Source organism: Roseateles sp. GW823-FHT07B05, assembly GCF_058794515.1.
Window position 1 is genome coordinate 32,969 of record NZ_JBXAGX010000012.1, and the last position, 16,458, is coordinate 49,426.

Here is a 16,458-nt window from a genome sequence, read left to right on the forward strand (position 1 = left end):
CACAGAAATTCATTGCCAGTCGCATCCGGGGCAAACACTAGTTACCAAGCTGTCTGTACGGAGTCGGCCGCGCATGTCGTCATCGGGTCGTCACTCGGCGGGAGCGTTGGCGGTGCCGCACTTCATGGCCATGGCCACGCCCAGCCCTCACACCTTGACCGCGACGGTGGCTTGCGCGTTCCGTTCGTCTGCGTAGACGGCGGCGGCGGCACCCAGAGCGCCGCACGGACTGGCGGCCCCCCTGAATCCGTCAGCGACGCCGCGGGCTGGCTCTCAGCCAGCGCCCCCTGTCGCGCCCACGAAAACCGTCGGTTGTGGCGTGCTTCGTGATGCGTCGACCGGCCGGGAAGACCGGCCAGCACTGTCGCCATGCCAGGGCCAGAGGAAACAGTTTGTAAGCCCATCGCGGCGACCGTGAACGCAGCTCGACGCAGGCGCGCAGACGCAGCGCCATGGCAAGCAGATGCGACGTTATCCAGAATTCAACCTTGCGACCGAACCCAGCACGGATGCAAGTGTTCGGTCGGATGCTCAGACATGGTGGACGACGGGGTCACGTCGACATCGCGATCGAGCCGTAGCCTGCGCGGAATCGTCCGGGTAGCCGCTGGACATGACGACGCTAACCGCCTGAAATGGCGGCACTCGATGCTCAACGCACGAAACGCCGTCATCAAGAGCGGCCATGTCCAACCTGGGGCTTCGGGAGATGGCATGAGTACACAACCGCAGCCGGAGGGCGCAGCATGCGCTGCTCCACACCCATACCCGGTCAAACCGGCCTTGCGCCGCGTTGATGCGCTGGACGAGCCGGCGCGAGCCACCGGCCCCAAGCGCGCAGCACTGCAGGCGCGGCGACAGGCTGCATCGGCCGGCAGGTGCCGCCCTGATGGCAAGGGCATCGCGACGATGTCGCATGGCATCGTCGTCAGGTCGGCCGATGCCGTCCTCACGTTTGGCTTGGTGCCGCTGGGACGCGGTGTACTGGTCAGGCGCACCTACTGTCCCCCTCAGGGCCCGCGCATCGTGCAGGTGATGAAGTTCGATGGCGCCGATCGGTTTGACGACTGGTGCTCCCGCGACCCGCTGCGCTTCGAGCAAACCATGTTCTTCCAGGATTTGCTGCGACGCTGCCATGACCTTCTACACCGTACAGCCTGACCTGTTCGAACCCACCATCCATGCCGACGAGGCAGCCCATGCGCTGCGAATGCTGGACCTCCTGCGTGTGCTGGGCGATGCCCCCGACGACGTCACGGCACTGGATCACCTGGAGGAAGCATTGCACTTGATGGGGGTGGACTCGGCGGTCTTCGTCAGCTTTGTCCGCGAGGCCACGACACGCAGTGCGTTTCGGTGGCTGCTGGCATGCGATCCGCTATGGGCACTCGAGTATTCAACGCAGGGCTGGCATGAGCACGACCCATGGCTGAGGCACGCGCTTCAGGGCACGGAACCCGCGCGCGATACAGAGCTGCACATCCTGCCCGACGAGGAAGTCTTTGCATCGACATCGGCTCGGCTCGGCTTCGCTTCCGCCGTCATCGCGCCGGCCCCCACCGATGCAGGATCCTCGCGTGTGGGCATGCTGTGCATCGGCTCGCGCACGCCGGGCTTCTTCACTGAAGACGTCTTCAACCGACTGCGGGTGCCTGCGCGCGCCCTCGCCATGGAGTTGCATCGCTGGGTGCTGCGGTCGGCCCGCCGGGAGCTGATCGGCGAGACACGCATCACTGACGACGAGATCGAGCTGCTTCGTCACGAGGCCGCGGGGCGGACCAGCAAGCACATCGGCGCCCTTCTGGATATTGAAGCCAAGACGGTGGACAGCCGTTTCCAGAAGGTACTGGCCAAGCTCCAGGTTCCCGATCGACACACCGCTGCCCGCGTGGCGCGTCTGTACGGCGTGATCTGAGACCTGATCCACGCGCCAGGCGCGCTCGATACCTGGATTCCCGCGTGGATCCAGCACGACGCGAAGCACAGCCGGCAGTTGGCGCTGTCCATGCCGCTCTTGCGGCTGAAACGACCCGCCGAATCCAGCCGAAGGTCGCCGGAGCCCACCGCCTAGATTGATTGCAAGGCTCACCTGAGCTGATCGGCGCCAGACCCTGGCGCCCAAGGGGATCAAGGCATGGACAAGGCACAAACGTCGGCTGCATCGGGCTCCGTACCGGACCGACCCGTCTTTGCTTGCACGCGCTCGCCTCGGCTCGGGATGGTCGCCGTCTGTGCGGCGCTGTCTCTGCCCCTCCCCGCGCTTGCCGTTGACGGCTGCCAGTTGCTGCTCTGTCTCGCGGCGCCCAGCTGGCGCGCGATCCCGGAGTGCGTCCCGACGGTGACCCAGGCGCTGCGCGACCTGCTTCGCGGCAGGGCGTTCCCCGCCTGTGCGATGGCGTCACACGGCAACGCCGCCACCCACGCATGGTCCGATGCACCACGGTTGTGTCCGCCTCAGTACACCTGGACCTACGAGGCCCCCCATGGGCTGGTCTACCAATGCCTCTACCAGGGAGCCATCTCGGTCACCGTCCAGGGCGTGACGTTCACAACCACCTGGTGGTCGGCCTCAGGCGATGCGGTGACCGACTTCAGTCCCGCCGCCAAGGCGCAGCTGGGCCAGTGGGACACGCGCTTCGATGCCGAGTACACCGCCTGGCTGGCAGGCGAACGCAGCGGGCGTTGATGACCATGGACGCAGCCTCTCTTCTGACGCTGGCCGCGGCCTGTGCACCACAGGTTGATACCGGTACGGCGCTCGCGCTGGTGCAGGTGGAAAGCGCTGCGAACCCCTGGGCGATCGGTGTTGTCGGTGCACAGCTCGAGCGCCAGCCGCGTTCGCGCGGCGAGGCACTTGCGACGGCACGGGCGCTGCGGTCTCAGGGCCGGAACTTCAGCATCGGTCTGGCGCAGATCAACATCCACAACCTGGCCTGGCTCGGACTCACGCTGGAGTCCGCGCTGGAGCCGTGCGCCAACCTGGCAGGCATGCAGCGTGTCCTGCTCGCGTGCTTCCAGCGCGCCACACAGCAGCGCCGCGGCGACGAGCAGCAGGCGCTGCGCATGTCGCTGTCCTGCTACTACAGCGGCAACTTCACCACGGGGCGACATCACGGCTACGTGCAACGGATCGTGACTGCTGCTGCCCGCCTTCCCCGCCCTGCTCCACAGGTCTTCCAGGAGAAATCATGACACTGCCCGTCCGTTTCATCGCCCCTGGCTGCGCAGCGATGCTGTGTGCCGGATTGCCGCACACAGTGCTTGCGCAAGGCTTCGAGAAGGTCAACACGACGGTGTTGAGCATCCAGAACATCCTCATCACGATCTCGGTGACCGTGGTCACGATCGCCATCATCTGGGCCGGCTTCAGGATGCTGTTCCAGGGCGCCCGGCTCGCGGACGTGGCCAACGTGCTGATCGCGACGATGCTGATCGGCGGCGCCAACGCCATGGCAGCGTTGCTGGTCGGCTGACTGGGAACACTGGCATGAAGATCGAGGCGATCTACAAGGGTGCGACCCGTCCGGCGATGAAGTTCGGCGTGCCGCTGCAGCCACTCGTGATGCTGTGCGGTGGCGGCATGCTGGTGGCGCTGTGGGGCGGTGCGCTGCTCAGCTGGTGGGTCGCAGGGGCGACGCTTGCCCTGTTGAGCCCGGTGCTGCTGTGGATGCGGGCGATCACCGCGGTCGATGACCAGCGGCTGCGGCAGCTGTTCATGGTGCTGCGTCTTCGCTGCCGCGACCGCAACCAGCGCCTGTGGCGCGCACGCAGCTACTCCCCCCACGAGTTCCGAGGAGGTCGGCATGTCTGGCATGGCTGAACACACGCGCGTGGTGGGCAGGCGCAACACCGCGCCCCGCTACTGGGACCAGGCGCTGCGCGAGAACCCTCTTGCTCACTTCGTGCCTTTCTCGTCGCTGGTCAGCGCCCACGACGTCGTGACACGCGGCGGCGACTACCTCCGGGTCTGGCGCCTGGACGGCGTCACCTTCGAAAGTGCCGCGGAGTCCCGCGTCGCCGAGTGCCATGAGTCGCTGTGCGGCCTGCTGCGCAATCTCTCCGGTGGCCAGTGGGCCGTCTGGACGCATCGCCTGCATCGCCGCTTCAGCGACCGGCTGGACGAGCCCTGGAGTCCGGGATTCGCGCGCGACCTGTCGCAGGCCTACCAGGACAACCTGGAACGCCGCCCGATGATGAGCAACGAGCTGTACCTGACGCTGGTATATCGCCCGCGACTGTCACCTTTGCGGCCGTCGCTGGGGACGCGCCGAAGGACGGCGCAGGACATCGCCCAGTCCCAGTCCGATGCGCTGCGCCAGATGGAGGAGCATTCGGCGCTGGTGTGCCGGACGCTGCGATCCTTTGGCCCGACCTTGCTGGGCACGCGTCAGCACCTGGGCCGCGCCTACTCGGAGGTGGCTGAGTTTCTCGGCTACCTCGTCAACGGCGACTGGCATCCCGTGCCCATGACTGCGGGGCCGCTGTACAGGTCGCTGCCGGCGACACGCCTCCTGTTCAACGGCCAGAAGCTGGAGCTTCGGCATGGTGACTCGCGGCGGTTCGCGGCACTGGTCGACATCAAGGAGTACGCCGATGGTGTCGAGCCGGGTGTGCTCGACCCACTGCTCTACGAGGGCAGCGAGTTCATCGAGACACAAAGCTTCTCGATCCTGCCTCGTCGCCAGGCGATGGGCGCGCTCTCGCTGCAGCGGGACCAGTTGATCGCGAGCGAAGACGTCGTCGCGACGCAGATTGCGGACATGGATGCTGCGCTGAACGATCTGGGGGACGGCAAGTTCTGCATGGGCGAGTACCACTACTCCCTCATCGTCTTTGGCAGCGATGCCGCCGATGCGGGCCGACGTGCCGCGCAGGCGATCGGCGCGGTCGGGGAGGCCAGCAGCCTGCAGATGTCCCCCGTGGACCTGCTGGCCGATGCGGCATGGTTCGCACAGATGCCCGGCAACTGGCAATGGCGTCCCAGAGAGGCCAAGCTGTCTTCGCGCGCATTCGCCGCACTGGCGAGCGCGCACAACTTCCCACGAGGCAAGCGCGACGGCAATCCCTGGGGCCAGGCGCTGGCACTGCTGCGCACGCCGTCCGGCCAGCCCTTCTACCTGAATCTGCATTGCAGCCCCGAGGGCGAAAATTCGGAAGATCGGAAGCTGCCGGGCAACACGCTGCTGATCGGCTCCACGGGTGTGGGCAAGACCACGCTGGAGATGCTGCTCCTGGCGCTGACGCGCAAATGGCAACCCGCACCACGGCTGGTCCTGTTCGATCTGGACCGCGGCTGCGAGATTGCCGTGCGAGCTCTTGGTGGCCAGTATTTCGCGCTGCGGGCCGGCCTGCCCACCGGCTGCAATCCGCTGCAGTGGACGCCCACTGCGGCTCGGCTGCAGTTCTGGGAACAGCTGATACGGACCTGCGTGTCATCGCTGGCCATGCCACTGATGCCGGCCGATGAGCTGGCCATCGCCAGGGCCGTCACTGCCATGTCCACACTGCCGGCCGGCCTGCGCCGCTTCTCGAGCATTCGCCAGAATCTGCCCAAGAACGGAGAGAACAGCCTTTTCGAACGCCTGGGCCGCTGGTGCGAGGGCGGCCCCCTGGGCTGGGTGTTTGATCAGTCACCTGACAGACTCCAGGACCTGAACGGCGTTGGCGTGATCGGCTTCGACACCACCGAGTTCATGGAACTGCCCGAGGTCCGAACCCCGGTGATGATGTACCTGCTGCAGGTCATGGAAGAGCTCGCAGACGGTCAGCGCCTGATCTACGTGATCTCGGAGTTCTGGAAGGCGCTGGACCATGAGGTCTTCAGCGACTTCGCCAAGCACAAGCAGAAGACCATCCGCAAGCAGAACGGCCTGGGGATCTTCGATACCCAGAGCCCGTCTGACGTCCTCCGGCATCCGATCGGTCGCACGATGATCGAGCAGAGCGTGACCAAGCTGTTCCTCGCGAACGCCGATGCACAGCGCGAGGAGTACGTCGAAGGGTTCGGTCTCAACGACGCGGAGTACGACATCGTCAGGACGCTGGGAGCACGTGGCGGCTGGCGCTTCCTGGTGAAGCAGGGCCAGACCAGCGCGGTATGCGAGCTGGATCTCACCGGCCTCGACGACTTCATCGACGTGCTGTCGGCGACCACGGACAACGTGGTGCTGTTGGACGAGGTCAGACAGCAGCACGGGGACGACCCGCAGCAGTGGCTCCCCGTGCTGCTGAGCGAGATCCAGCGCCGTCGAGCCGCCACCAGGGAGGCTGCATGAAAACCTTGCAGCACGCGTCGACGCAGCGTCCTGCGGCGAGCGTCAGCGTCGCTGCGGGGGAACGAGCGACCGCCGCGGACGCAAGCCGGCCCGGCGTCGTCGCAGTGCCCATCTGAACCGGGAGTCGTGCATGTTTGCCTGGGTCGGATCTCAGATTGACGGAGTCCTCGACACCTACGTGGTCGGGGTGGTCACCACGCTGTGCGCGGCGCTGACACCCGTGGCTGCCACGGTGGTGGCCCTCTGGGTCACGTTGTACGGGTGGGCCGTGCTGCGCGGCGCAGCCACGGACACGCTGCCGGGCTTCGTCTGGCAGGCATGCAAGGTCGGACTGGTGCTGTCCGTCTCGCTGCAGTCCGGCCTGTACCTGTCGATGATTGCAGGGACCGCCAACGCGCTGGCAACGGGCGTCGCCGCGACGTTCGTGCCCGGCGGCACAGCTCGTGGCATCACCACGCCCTACGCCTTGCTTGACACCTTCAATGACCAGGCCAGCCAGTTGGTGCTGGACCTGATGAAGGAGGCCGGCATCACGCGGCTGGACCTGGTGCTGGCCGCCGTCGTCACGGCTTTTGGCAACGTGATCTTCCTGTGCATCGCGCTGTTCGTGATCACGCTGGCGAAGGTGTCACTGACCTTCACGATCGCCGTCGGGCCACTGTTTGTCCTCTGCCTGGCCTGGCGTCCGACAGCCCGCTTCTTCGACAGCTGGCTGTCCATGCTGCTCAACGCTGCCGTGCTGACGTGGTTCTCCCTGTTCGCGCTGGGACTGAGCGACCACCTGGGCGAAGGGCTCCTGCGAGCGATCCAGGATCAGGGCGGCTTCACGGGTACGTCCCTCAACGTTGTCGCAGAGTCGCTGAAGTACTGCGTCGTCATGGTGCTCATGGCCATCATCTGCTTTCAAGCCCCTGGCCTCGCCTCGGCCATGACGGGTGGCGTCGCCATCCAGCAGGGCATCCAGTTTGTCCACAACGCCATGGTGGTGTCAGGCAGACGCGGCTGGTCAGCGCGGTCCTCCGTCGCGACGAGCCTGCCACGGGACAACCATCCAGGATCAACCGCGAGCAGCGACCGCATGCCCGCTTACCGCCGCGCAGCGCAGCGCGGCTCTTCCTGAGCCAGATCGCACCAGGAGCCTTGCCATGCAAATCCGCCCAAGACTCGTCGCAGCCATCCTCATCGCCTGTCGCGGCGCCGACGCGAGCGCAGCAGGTATTCCCGTGATCGACGTCGCCAACCTGGCGCAGACCATGCAGCAGGTGGTCAATGACATCACGGCCATCAGCAACCAGGTTCAGCAGATCCAGCAGTTGCAGGCACAGCTGCGCGGCATGACGGGCACGCGCAACCTCGGCAGCATCTTCAATGACGCCGGGCTGATGAACTACGTGCCGGCGCAGGCACATCAGCAGCTCGCCGCGCTCGGCACTTCGGGATACGGCGGACTCGGTGCAGCCGCCAAGGTGCTCCGCGACGCACATCTGGTCTACAACTGCATGGACCGCGAAGGCGCGGCCCGCGTGAGCTGCCAGGCCGCACTGGCCATGCCCTACCAGCACAAGGCATTGCTCCAGGGCGCCATGACCACCGCCGCCGGCCGCATGCGCCAGATCCAGTCGCTCATGCACGAGATCGATGCCACGCAGGACATGAAATCGATCCAGGAACTCCAGGCGCGCATTGGTGCCGAGAACGCGATGCTGGTCCACGAGACCTCGCAGGTCCAGTTGCTGCAGGGGCTGGCGGAGGGAGAGGAGCGCATCGCACGAGCCAGGGACCGGGAGCGGCAGTACGAGATGCTGAACCGGACCGGCCGGATCGCTGACCACCTGCGCTGACCGCACACGCGCAACCTCACGGAGCTGCCCCATGACCAACGTCCTGAGTCCAGGCGAAGCCGCTGCATTGCCGCCATCAGACGAAGTGATGTCGTCCGTCGCGACGAATCAGCGCTGGGAGATCGACCGCATGCTTGCGCTCGAACGGTCAGAGTGCCGGGCCTGGCGGGTCGCAGCGGCCAGCCTCGCGGTGGCGGTCATCGGCATCGCCGCCGTGTTCGCGCAAGGGCCGCTGCGTCGGATCATCGAAGTTCCCATCGTGGTGGATCGCGTGACCGGCGAGACGACGATCCAGCAGCGGCTCAGCGTGGAAACCGTCCCCATGATGGAGGCGCTCGACAAGCACAACCTGGCGACGTTCGTGAGAGCCCGGGAGAGCTACAACTGGATGTTCCTGCAGCGCGACTTCGACCAGGTTGCGCGAATGGCAGTCCCGACGGTCTTCGCCGAGTACAGCCGCCAGTTCGACGGGCCTGACGCCCTTCAGAAGAGACTTGCCGGCACGCAGGACTGGCGCATCGAGGTGATCGCGGTACGCCTGTCCGCCAAGCGACGCCAGGGCAATACAGGCGAGGCCACCGTCACCTACGACAAGGTGGTCCGGCCTCTGGAACGCGGCGGTCCCGACATCAGGACGCGCCATGTCGCGAGCATCCTGTTTCGCTATCAGCCCAGTGTGCTCGCGAAGGAGAAGGACCGGATCGAGAACCCCCTCGGGTTCGTGGTGACCGCCTATCGCTCGGACCCGGAGATCGGGTCCGTGGTGCCCGGAGCACGGCCATGAGCCTGCTGAATCAGGCCGCTGCGGCACTGGCCCTGCACCTGGCGACGGCACTCCCCGCCGCCGTCGCAAGGGACGCACGACTGCGCGAGGTGGCCTATGACCCGGACCGCATCCTCTCCGTGCCGGTCAGGCGGGGCGTCGTCACGCTCGTCGTGCTGGGCGAAGACGAGTCGCTCGTCGAGGCAGCCACCGGTTTGGGCGCGGACTGCGCGAAGGCAGACGCCGCCTGGTGCATTGCCGTGCAGCCCGGTGCCAGGACACTGTTCGTGAAGCCCAGGAGCACCGCGACGGCGGCGAACAACGTGACGCTGGTCACCAACCGGCGCGTGCACCACCTCAGGTTTGAGGTCCTGGGCGAAGGTGCCCCGCACGGCGAGGTGTACCGGCTGACGATCCATGCACCGCCCGCCCCCGTCCCAGTCCCCGTCAACGTCGCCGATGCCACACCCGCACCGCGGCGGCCGCCCGCCCGCTCGGCAGCACAGATCGTCAACGACCGCATGGCGGCGCCGCCGGTGGTGCTCAACACCGCGTACTCGCTTGCCCAGGGTCGTCACGCGCAGGACATCGTTCCCAGCCTGGTCTTCGACGACGGCCGGTTCACCTATCTGCGCCTTGGCGGCAACCGGGAGATTCCTGCCGTCTTCCACGTGCTGGATGACGGCAGCGAAACACTGGTGAACGCCCGCATGCAGGACGACCTGCTGGTCGTGGACCGGATCAGCCGCCGGCTGATGCTGCGCGCGGGCCCGGCCGTGGTCGGGATCTGGAACGACGCGTTCGACGGCCAGGGGCACGGCGCCGAGGGCGGCACGACGGTAGACGGTGTCCACCGCGTCCTGCGCGCCAGTGCGCTGCCGTCACACCCAACCGGAAGGCCTGCCCGTGAAAACCCCTGACAAGTTGGACGCACCGGCCGAGGACGAAGCCACGGTGCTGCCCATGGTCGACGTCAACACGGAGGTGCGCCTGCAGAGGCGCTCGCGCCGGATCGCCATGGTGGGTGCGATCGTCGGCATCACACTGCTGTCGGGCGCGCTGACTGGCTGGAAACACCTGCTGCCCGGGTCGTCGCGCTCTGAAGCCCATGACGAACCCGTGCAGGTGACGGAGCGTCCCGCCGCGGCAACCGGGGAGCCCAGGACGCTGGAGATGCCCGTTCCCGCTTCGGCCGCCGAAAGCCCGCCACCTCGAGTGCCCGCCATCGTGGCCACCGCGGATGAACCCATCGCATTGCGCCAGGCCGCCGGGTCGCCACGAACTGCGCCGGCGGGCCTGCCGGAGGACGCCCCGGCCATGCTGGTGACCTCGCGGGCACCGGCCTCCGCGCCGCTCAGCCTCGTGCCACCACAGCCGAGTGTCAACTCCCACGAGGCCGGGGTTGAGGACCCACTGAGGGCCACGACGATCAACCTGCAGGACTACCAGCGACAGCTGCAGGGCGTCGTCGACCGACTGACGCGAACCGCTGATGATGCAGTCCCCATGCCCGCTGCCTCGACGACGGGAGACGTCGGGGCCGGACCTGCATCGACGCAGGATCTGTTCGGCGGTCAGCTGCAGGCCTCGGCCACGCGCCCGTCCCTCGCCCACCCACCCGGCAATCGCAGCCTCACGCTGTCCAAGGGAGCGGCCTTCACCTGCGTGCTGAAGACCCGCATCATCAGCGCGACCTCCGGGCTGGTCGGCTGTCAGGTTCAGCGTGACGTGTACGGCGATGACGGCAAGGTGCTGCTGATCGAGCGGGGATCGCATGTCGACGGCGAGTACCGCATTGCGACGCTGAGGCCGGGCATGGTGCGGATCCCCGTGCTGTGGACACGGCTGCGCACCCCGCTCGGCGTCACGGTGGAGCTGGGATCGCCTGCGACCGGCCAGCTCGGCGAGTCAGGCATCGACGGCCACGTCGACCGGCGCTGGAGCGAGCGCATCGGCGCGGCCATGCTGCTGTCACTCATCGATGACTCGGTGAAGCTGGTGATCCAGTCCCAGCGGGAGAGCGACGGCGGCACCGTGGTACTGCCCTCGACGACGAGCAACACCAGCAAGCTCGCCGAGAAGGTGCTGGACGGCACGATCAACATTCCGCCACTCGTGTACCGGGACCAGGGCGGCATCGTCGGCATCTATGTCGCACGGGATATCGACTTTTCCTCGGTCTACGACCTGATCCCGGTCGACGCCGCTTCACGGAGGCCTTGACGACCATGCAGACGCAAACCATCTCCGCCTCGCCCGAATGGCAGGGTGAGGCCACCTCAGTCATCGAGTTCATGCGGCCCCTGCGCGAACTGCTGGACCAGCCAGGCGTGCTCGAGGTCTGCCTCAACCGACCGCACGAGCTGTTCGTGCAGACCGCTGAAGGCTGGCAGGTCGTTGAGGTCGCGCAGCTGACGCTCGCGCACTGCCTGTCACTGGCAACCGCGGTGGCCACCTTCTGTGACCAGGAGATCAATGCCGAGCATCCGCTGCTGTCGGCGACGTTGCCCGGCGGAGAGCGGGTGCAGATCGTGATCCCTCCCGCTGTGTCCAACGGCACGGTCTCCATCACCATCAGAAAGCCGGCGACCGTGATCTGGCGGCTGGAGGACTTCGAGCGCCAGGGCATGTTCCGGCGCACCGAAGGGCCAGGTGCGAAGGCGCATCCGCACGAGGACGAACTGGCGGCCCTCAACGCAGGACGCCGGCATGCCGAGTTCCTGCGGCTGGCGGTGCGCCACCGCCAGACCATTGTTGTCAGCGGCAGGACCGGGTCGGGCAAGACCACCTTCATGAAAGGCCTGATCGAAGAGGTGCCTGACACCGAACGGCTGATCACGATCCAGGACACCGCGGAGCTGACGCTGCCGCACCACCGCAATGCCGTTCACTTGTTCTACAGCAAGGAGGCACAGGGCACGGCGCGTGTCTGTGCGCGCACCTTGCTGCAGGCCTGCATGCGCATGAAGCCCGACCGTATCTTCCTGGCGGAACTCCGAGGCGACGAGTGCTTCCAGTTCATCCGACTGGCGGCGTCCGGGCATCCCGGCAGCATCACGAGCGTGCACGCCGGCAGCTGCCTTCTGGCCCTTGAGCAGATGGCGCTGATGATCCGGGAAAGCGGCGCCGGCAGCGGGCTGCACATGCCGGAGATACGCCGGTTGCTGAGCCTGGTTGTCGACGTCGTGGTGCAGTTCGACCACGACGACCGAGGACGCTTCGTGTCGGAGATCCGCTACGAGCGGCTCGCGCAAAGGCTGCGGCACAACGCCTGCGACCGGGAGGCCTCATGAACGCGCGCGAACGCCCCGATGCCTTCGACGACAGCCCCTGGCGCACGCTGGCGGCGGCGATCTTCGCCGGCGCCGCGGTGGCAGCGCTGCTTGCGCTCGCCCTGTACCTGTCCGGCGTGCTGTTCCTGCTGATGAACCGGGTGGACCCTGGACGGGCCCACGTGACCAGCATCGTGCACTACTGGCAGGTGTACAGCGTCTACCCGTCCCAGCGGCGCAAGCTGAAGATGTCCATGGGCGTCGCCGGCGCGGGGCTGGGCGTCCTGCTGGCCGCTGCGTTCATGGGATCGGCGCGGCCGCGCCGCCCGCTTTACGGCGACGCGCGCTTCGCCACGAAGGCCGAGGTGCGTCGCGCCAACCTGCTCGGGGAAGACAAGGCCCGAATCATCGTCGGCAAGTACGACGGCGACTACCTGGGCCTGCCAGGGCAGCAGTCCGTGCTCATCTGCGCCTCGACGCGCAGCGGCAAGGGCGCCGGGGTCGTCGTCCCCAACCTGCTGAACTGGACGGACTCCGTGGTCGTCCTGGACATCAAGGGTGAGAACTACGAGCGCACGGCTGGATGGCGGGCCAGGCGCGGCCACACGGTGTATGCGTTCTCCCCGTTCGACGATGGCGCGGTCAGCCACCGCTGGAACCCGCTGTCGTCCGTGCGTCCGGCAACACGCCACCGGGTCGGTGACCTGCTGCGTCTCGGGCAGGTGTTCTATCCCAATGACGGCAGTGGATCGAGCTCGGAGGCCTTCTTCAACGACCAGGCGCGCAACCTGTTCATGGGGCTGGGGCTGCTGCTGCTGGAAACGCCGGAGCTGCCACTCACGATCGGGGAGATGCTGCGCCAGAGCTCGGGCAAGGGCATGCCGCTGCACCGGCACATTGGCCGGCTGTTCCGCGCCCGGCAGGCGAAGGGTCAGCCGTACACGTCGGAGTGCCGGGAAGCGCTGCAAAGGACGCTGTCCAACTCTCCCAACACACTGTCGAGCATCGTGTCCTCGTTCACGGCGCCGCTGATCATCTTCGCGGACGCCATCGTCGATGCCGCCACCAGTGCCAGCGACTTCCGTCTGGAAGACGTGCGCCGCCGGCACATGTCCGTCTATCTGCGCATTCCACCCAACCGGCTCGCCGATGCGCGGCCGCTGCTGGCGCTTTTCTTCTCTCAGCTGGTGGACCTGAACACCTCGAAGCTGCCTGAGGATGATCCGTCGCTGCGGCTGCAGTGCCTGCTGGTCAATGACGAGTTCGCAGCACTGGGCCGGGTCCAGGCCCTGGCCAATTCGGCGGCCTTCCTTGCCGGCTACAACCTGCGGCTGCTGACCGTGGTGCAGGCGATGTCGCAGATCGAAGCGGTGTACGGCGAGAAGCATGCGCGGACCTTCGCAACCAACCACGCACTGCAGATCCTCTTCGCACCACGGGAGCAGCACGATGCCAATGAATACAGCGCCATGCTCGGTGATCTCACGGAGCGTGCGACCTCAAGCAGTCGCAGCACTTCGAACGGCCTGCACGGTTACAGCAGCTCCAGCCGCACCGACAGCGATCAACGCCGTCCGCTGCTGCTGCCGCAGGAGGTGAAGGAGATCGGTGGCCACCAGCTGGTGGTGATGCTGGAGAACTGCAAGCCCATCCTCGGCCGCAAGATCCGGTACTACCTCGACGGGTTCTTCCTGAAGAGGACGCGAACAGCGCCGCCCGTGCCCGAGATCGACGTGGAGGCGCACCACGCCGAAGTCCAGGACCAGTGGGAGCGCTTCAAGGCCGCCCTGCCCTCGGGCTCTGACCGGCATGCCAGCCCCTTCGACGACGACGCAGTCCACGCTGCCCCGACGGCAGGTCCGCTCGCGCAGGACACGTTGATCGATATGTGTGGCGACGACGGCCTGCTGCGCATGTCGCCTGCCACACCCTCGCGCGTCGACGGCCTGCCGGCGAGGCCGGCGGACGATTCGCCGCAGCGGGACCGCGACTGAACTGACTTCATCACCCCAGGAGCCTGCCGTGGCACATCGACGCCTACTCTTGCTTCCGTTGCTGACCCTCGCCGCTTCCTGCAGCAGCCCGCCGTCGCCCCCGTCGCTGGATGGCGCGCCCCGGCGCCCCGCGAACAGCATGATCGCCGTTGAACTGCAGCAGTGCCGGGCAGCACTCCAGGACACGCGCGCGCTCGCGCTCGAAGCGGGCCGGCTGGCCGAAGGCTCGCTCGCCTCGCTTGCCGAAACGGTCGTCCAGAAGCGGCATCCATCGCCGGTCGGACGGGCCGCAGGAAATCGCGTCTACACGCTGCGCTTTGCGTTCGGGAGTTCGCGGCTCGAGTTCGCGCCGGGTGCGGATGCGTGGCTGGTGAAGCAGGCGCTCGCTGCCGATCTGGTCGTGCTGCGGGGGCGTACCGATGGGGATGTCGATGTGGCCAGCGAATCGCGGATGGCACGGGATCGGGCCCTCGCAGTCCGGGACTATCTTGTCTCCGCCGGCGTCGAGCCCGCCAGGATTCGCGCGACCTACCAGCCGGTCGGTGACCATGTGGCGGACAACGGCAGCGCCAGCGGGAGGGCCCTGAATCGCCGCGTTGAGATCGAGATTTACCCCGCCGCCCCGGTGGCGACCGCATGGCCGGCATCACTCACAGCGGGCGTCCCCCTTGCGTCCGGTGAGACAGGGGAGCTGCCATGAATGCCGTCGCGATGCAGGCGGCGCCGGCGAACAGCTCCACAGCGCACGCAGACAAGGTGCGCAAGGTGAGACGCCCGAAGCAGCAACAGCGGATCGCGATCCCGATGGGGGAGCTGATGCCCCGGCTGCGCGAGCTCGCCAAGGAACGGAAGATGACGATGGCCGCCGTGGTGCGACTGGCGTTTCTGCAGCTGCTGGAGGCGCCACCTGCAGATGCGGCGGCCAACGCGGATCCCTACGGCGGCGAGCCGGCAGCCAGCACAGCACCGCGGCAGGTGAAGGTCAACTTCTACGGCCGCGACTATGACAACCTGACGCGGCGGGCACGGGCGTGTGCGCTGAGCCGGGGGCAGTACCTGAGCGCCCTGATGGCCGGAGCTTCGCCGCCACCGCTCCCGAAGGACCTCTCGGCGCTGACCGCGCAGCTGCTGGCGTCCAATGACCACATCGCCGCGCTGTCGGTGGACCTGAATGCCTTCATGCGGCTGCTGGGCCATGTGCCGGCCGCCCAGCTGGAGCGCTACCGGGCGAGGCTTCACGGGCTGGCAGACGAGGTCAGGGCTCATCTGAAGTTGTCCGCGAAGGCCCTGGCGGAGATCGAACAGGCGCGGAGGCCGAAATGGTGAGCCGGCAGATGGTGGACGGCGTGTTGATCCAGTGGGGAGATCGGCTGTTCGCCGGGGCGAATCGAATCAAGCGTCCCGACCTCGCGCCACGCCTGAGCGGCTCGCCCGAACAGCAGGCAGCCCTGGTCCGGCAGCGCATTGCCGCCGTCGTCAGGGGCGCGCCCGCGGCCTTCCTCAAGGTCAACGGCGGCGGCCGAGGACTCAAGGCCCTGGCGTCCCACTTTGCCTACATCAGCCGCGATGGTCAGCTGGCACTCGAGGACGACCGCGGCGTGCTGCTGTCAGGCAGGGCGGGACTGCGCGATCTCACCGACCAGTGGCGCCACGCCGGCTCCCTGATCCGCAGCGAATCGGATCGCCAGGAGGCCGTGGCCATCGTGCTGTCGGCGCCTTCTGGAAGCGATCCCGGGCGGGTGTTGCAGGCTGCGCGCGAATTCGCACGCGCCAATCTCACTGATCATCGCTATGTGATGGTGCTTCATGAAGACACCGCCAACCCGCATGTCCACCTGACCGTCCGCGCACGATCCAGAACGGGCGACCTGCTTCCAAACTGGACGGATCGCTGTCGGTGGCGCCAGGACTTTGCCGACCGGCTCTGCGCCGTGGGCATCGACGTGCAGGCGTCCACCCAGGCCGCGCGGGGAGAGTGCCGGGCGTCGATCTCGCTGTGGCAGGTAAAGGCGCGGCAGAGCGGCAGCTTGCGCAAGGCGGAACCCAAACCGAGGACCGACGAGGCCAGCGTGCGAGCACGCAAGGACGCGATGCATAGCTGGGCGCACGTGATGAAGGCACTGTCGGAGTCCGAGCTGCCGCAGGATCGGCAGCTCGCCGAACACATCGCCCGGTTCGTGCGGCAGACCCCGTTCTACAAGGAACTCACGTGGCAGCGACAACAGGCCGCTGCCAGGGTGCGCGAGGAGCGCGAGATCAGTCCGGCCTGGGACCTCTCAAGGTCAGGTCCGGAACTGTCGCGCTGACGCAAGC

17 protein-coding genes are annotated in these 16,458 nt (G+C 67.1%); all 17 read left to right on the forward strand.

All coding sequences use genetic code 11. The annotated features are described in order from the left end of the window. The first annotated feature begins 537 nt into the window (after positions 1-537). The 17 genes from AC1Q7O_RS21580 (at position 538) to AC1Q7O_RS21660 (ending at position 16,451) form a co-directional block, all read left to right on the forward strand. A complete protein-coding gene (locus AC1Q7O_RS21580; protein ID WP_492660577.1) occupies positions 538-1,161 on the forward strand; it encodes a hypothetical protein in 624 nt (207 codons plus the stop codon). After that, positions 1,136-1,915 carry an autoinducer binding domain-containing protein gene (locus AC1Q7O_RS21585; protein ID WP_492660576.1) on the forward strand — a complete coding sequence of 260 codons (780 nt, stop codon included), beginning with the start codon at positions 1,136-1,138 and terminating at the stop codon, positions 1,913-1,915. The genes AC1Q7O_RS21580 and AC1Q7O_RS21585 overlap by 26 nt, the downstream gene beginning before the upstream one ends. 219 nt (positions 1,916-2,134) lie before the next feature. Continuing rightward, positions 2,135-2,686, forward strand: coding sequence for a hypothetical protein (locus tag AC1Q7O_RS21590; protein ID WP_492660575.1), 552 nt, complete (start codon positions 2,135-2,137; stop codon positions 2,684-2,686). Beyond that, positions 2,686-3,192 (forward strand): lytic transglycosylase domain-containing protein, encoded by a 507-nt coding sequence (locus AC1Q7O_RS21595; protein ID WP_492660574.1) that lies wholly within the window; start codon positions 2,686-2,688, stop codon positions 3,190-3,192. Before AC1Q7O_RS21590 ends, AC1Q7O_RS21595 begins: the two co-directional genes overlap by 1 nt. Further along, positions 3,189-3,473, forward strand: coding sequence for a TrbC/VirB2 family protein (locus tag AC1Q7O_RS21600; protein WP_492660573.1), 285 nt, complete (start codon positions 3,189-3,191; stop codon positions 3,471-3,473). The genes AC1Q7O_RS21595 and AC1Q7O_RS21600 overlap by 4 nt, the downstream gene beginning before the upstream one ends. A gap of 14 nt (positions 3,474-3,487) precedes the next feature. Beyond that, complete coding sequence (locus AC1Q7O_RS21605) at positions 3,488-3,820, forward strand: VirB3 family type IV secretion system protein (RefSeq protein ID WP_492660572.1); 333 nt, start codon at positions 3,488-3,490, stop codon at positions 3,818-3,820. Further along, positions 3,813-6,275 carry a VirB4 family type IV secretion/conjugal transfer ATPase gene (locus tag AC1Q7O_RS21610; protein ID WP_492660571.1) on the forward strand — a complete coding sequence of 821 codons (2,463 nt, stop codon included), beginning with the start codon at positions 3,813-3,815 and terminating at the stop codon, positions 6,273-6,275. Before AC1Q7O_RS21605 ends, AC1Q7O_RS21610 begins: the two co-directional genes overlap by 8 nt. 130 nt (positions 6,276-6,405) lie before the next feature. After that, positions 6,406-7,395, forward strand: coding sequence for a TrbL/VirB6 family protein (locus tag AC1Q7O_RS21615; protein WP_492660570.1), 990 nt, complete (start codon positions 6,406-6,408; stop codon positions 7,393-7,395). A gap of 25 nt (positions 7,396-7,420) precedes the next feature. After that, complete coding sequence (locus AC1Q7O_RS21620) at positions 7,421-8,116, forward strand: TrbJ/VirB5 family protein (protein ID WP_492660569.1); 696 nt, start codon at positions 7,421-7,423, stop codon at positions 8,114-8,116. Positions 8,117-8,147: 31 nt separating this feature from the next. Beyond that, entirely contained in the window at positions 8,148-8,900 is a 753-nt protein-coding gene (locus AC1Q7O_RS21625; protein ID WP_492660568.1) for a VirB8 family type IV secretion system protein, read from the forward strand. Further along, the gene (locus AC1Q7O_RS21630) at positions 8,897-9,799 is read left to right on the forward strand and encodes a TrbG/VirB9 family P-type conjugative transfer protein (RefSeq protein ID WP_492660567.1); all 903 of its coding nucleotides are present in this window, start codon (positions 8,897-8,899) and stop codon (positions 9,797-9,799) included. Before AC1Q7O_RS21625 ends, AC1Q7O_RS21630 begins: the two co-directional genes overlap by 4 nt. After that, positions 9,786-11,102 (forward strand): TrbI/VirB10 family protein, encoded by a 1,317-nt coding sequence (locus AC1Q7O_RS21635; protein ID WP_492660566.1) that lies wholly within the window; start codon positions 9,786-9,788, stop codon positions 11,100-11,102. Before AC1Q7O_RS21630 ends, AC1Q7O_RS21635 begins: the two co-directional genes overlap by 14 nt. Before the next feature lie 5 nt (positions 11,103-11,107). Continuing rightward, entirely contained in the window at positions 11,108-12,172 is a 1,065-nt protein-coding gene (gene virB11 / locus AC1Q7O_RS21640) for a P-type DNA transfer ATPase VirB11 (protein WP_492660565.1), read from the forward strand. Further along, positions 12,169-14,145 (forward strand): type IV secretory system conjugative DNA transfer family protein, encoded by a 1,977-nt coding sequence (locus AC1Q7O_RS21645; RefSeq protein WP_492660564.1) that lies wholly within the window; start codon positions 12,169-12,171, stop codon positions 14,143-14,145. Before virB11 ends, AC1Q7O_RS21645 begins: the two co-directional genes overlap by 4 nt. 139 nt (positions 14,146-14,284) lie before the next feature. Continuing rightward, complete coding sequence (locus tag AC1Q7O_RS21650; protein ID WP_492662739.1) at positions 14,285-14,845, forward strand: OmpA family protein; 561 nt, start codon at positions 14,285-14,287, stop codon at positions 14,843-14,845. Continuing rightward, positions 14,842-15,471, forward strand: a complete 630-nt coding sequence (locus AC1Q7O_RS21655; RefSeq protein WP_492660562.1) for a hypothetical protein — start codon at positions 14,842-14,844, stop codon at positions 15,469-15,471. Before AC1Q7O_RS21650 ends, AC1Q7O_RS21655 begins: the two co-directional genes overlap by 4 nt. Further along, the gene (locus tag AC1Q7O_RS21660; RefSeq protein WP_492660561.1) at positions 15,465-16,451 is read left to right on the forward strand and encodes a relaxase/mobilization nuclease domain-containing protein; all 987 of its coding nucleotides are present in this window, start codon (positions 15,465-15,467) and stop codon (positions 16,449-16,451) included. Before AC1Q7O_RS21655 ends, AC1Q7O_RS21660 begins: the two co-directional genes overlap by 7 nt. The last annotated feature ends 7 nt before the right edge of the window (positions 16,452-16,458 follow it).

Excerpts from the sequence above, each read along its gene's own strand:
- AC1Q7O_RS21580 (WP_492660577.1), top strand. The coding sequence starts at position 538 with ATGGTGGACGACGGGGTCACGTCGACATCGCGATCGAGCCGTAGCCTG.
- AC1Q7O_RS21585 (WP_492660576.1), top strand. The coding sequence starts at position 1,136 with ATGACCTTCTACACCGTACAGCCTGACCTGTTCGAACCCACCATCCAT.
- AC1Q7O_RS21590 (WP_492660575.1), top strand. The coding sequence starts at position 2,135 with ATGGACAAGGCACAAACGTCGGCTGCATCGGGCTCCGTACCGGACCGA.
- AC1Q7O_RS21595 (WP_492660574.1), top strand. The coding sequence starts at position 2,686 with ATGACCATGGACGCAGCCTCTCTTCTGACGCTGGCCGCGGCCTGTGCA.
- AC1Q7O_RS21600 (WP_492660573.1), top strand. The coding sequence starts at position 3,189 with ATGACACTGCCCGTCCGTTTCATCGCCCCTGGCTGCGCAGCGATGCTG.
- AC1Q7O_RS21605 (WP_492660572.1), top strand. The coding sequence starts at position 3,488 with ATGAAGATCGAGGCGATCTACAAGGGTGCGACCCGTCCGGCGATGAAG.
- AC1Q7O_RS21610 (WP_492660571.1), top strand. The coding sequence starts at position 3,813 with ATGGCTGAACACACGCGCGTGGTGGGCAGGCGCAACACCGCGCCCCGC.
- AC1Q7O_RS21615 (WP_492660570.1), top strand. The coding sequence starts at position 6,406 with ATGTTTGCCTGGGTCGGATCTCAGATTGACGGAGTCCTCGACACCTAC.
- AC1Q7O_RS21620 (WP_492660569.1), top strand. The coding sequence starts at position 7,421 with ATGCAAATCCGCCCAAGACTCGTCGCAGCCATCCTCATCGCCTGTCGC.
- AC1Q7O_RS21625 (WP_492660568.1), top strand. The coding sequence starts at position 8,148 with ATGACCAACGTCCTGAGTCCAGGCGAAGCCGCTGCATTGCCGCCATCA.
- AC1Q7O_RS21630 (WP_492660567.1), top strand. The coding sequence starts at position 8,897 with ATGAGCCTGCTGAATCAGGCCGCTGCGGCACTGGCCCTGCACCTGGCG.
- virB11 (WP_492660565.1), top strand. The coding sequence starts at position 11,108 with ATGCAGACGCAAACCATCTCCGCCTCGCCCGAATGGCAGGGTGAGGCC.
- AC1Q7O_RS21645 (WP_492660564.1), top strand. The coding sequence starts at position 12,169 with ATGAACGCGCGCGAACGCCCCGATGCCTTCGACGACAGCCCCTGGCGC.
- AC1Q7O_RS21650 (WP_492662739.1), top strand. The coding sequence starts at position 14,285 with ATGATCGCCGTTGAACTGCAGCAGTGCCGGGCAGCACTCCAGGACACG.
- AC1Q7O_RS21655 (WP_492660562.1), top strand. The coding sequence starts at position 14,842 with ATGAATGCCGTCGCGATGCAGGCGGCGCCGGCGAACAGCTCCACAGCG.
- AC1Q7O_RS21660 (WP_492660561.1), top strand. The coding sequence starts at position 15,465 with ATGGTGAGCCGGCAGATGGTGGACGGCGTGTTGATCCAGTGGGGAGAT.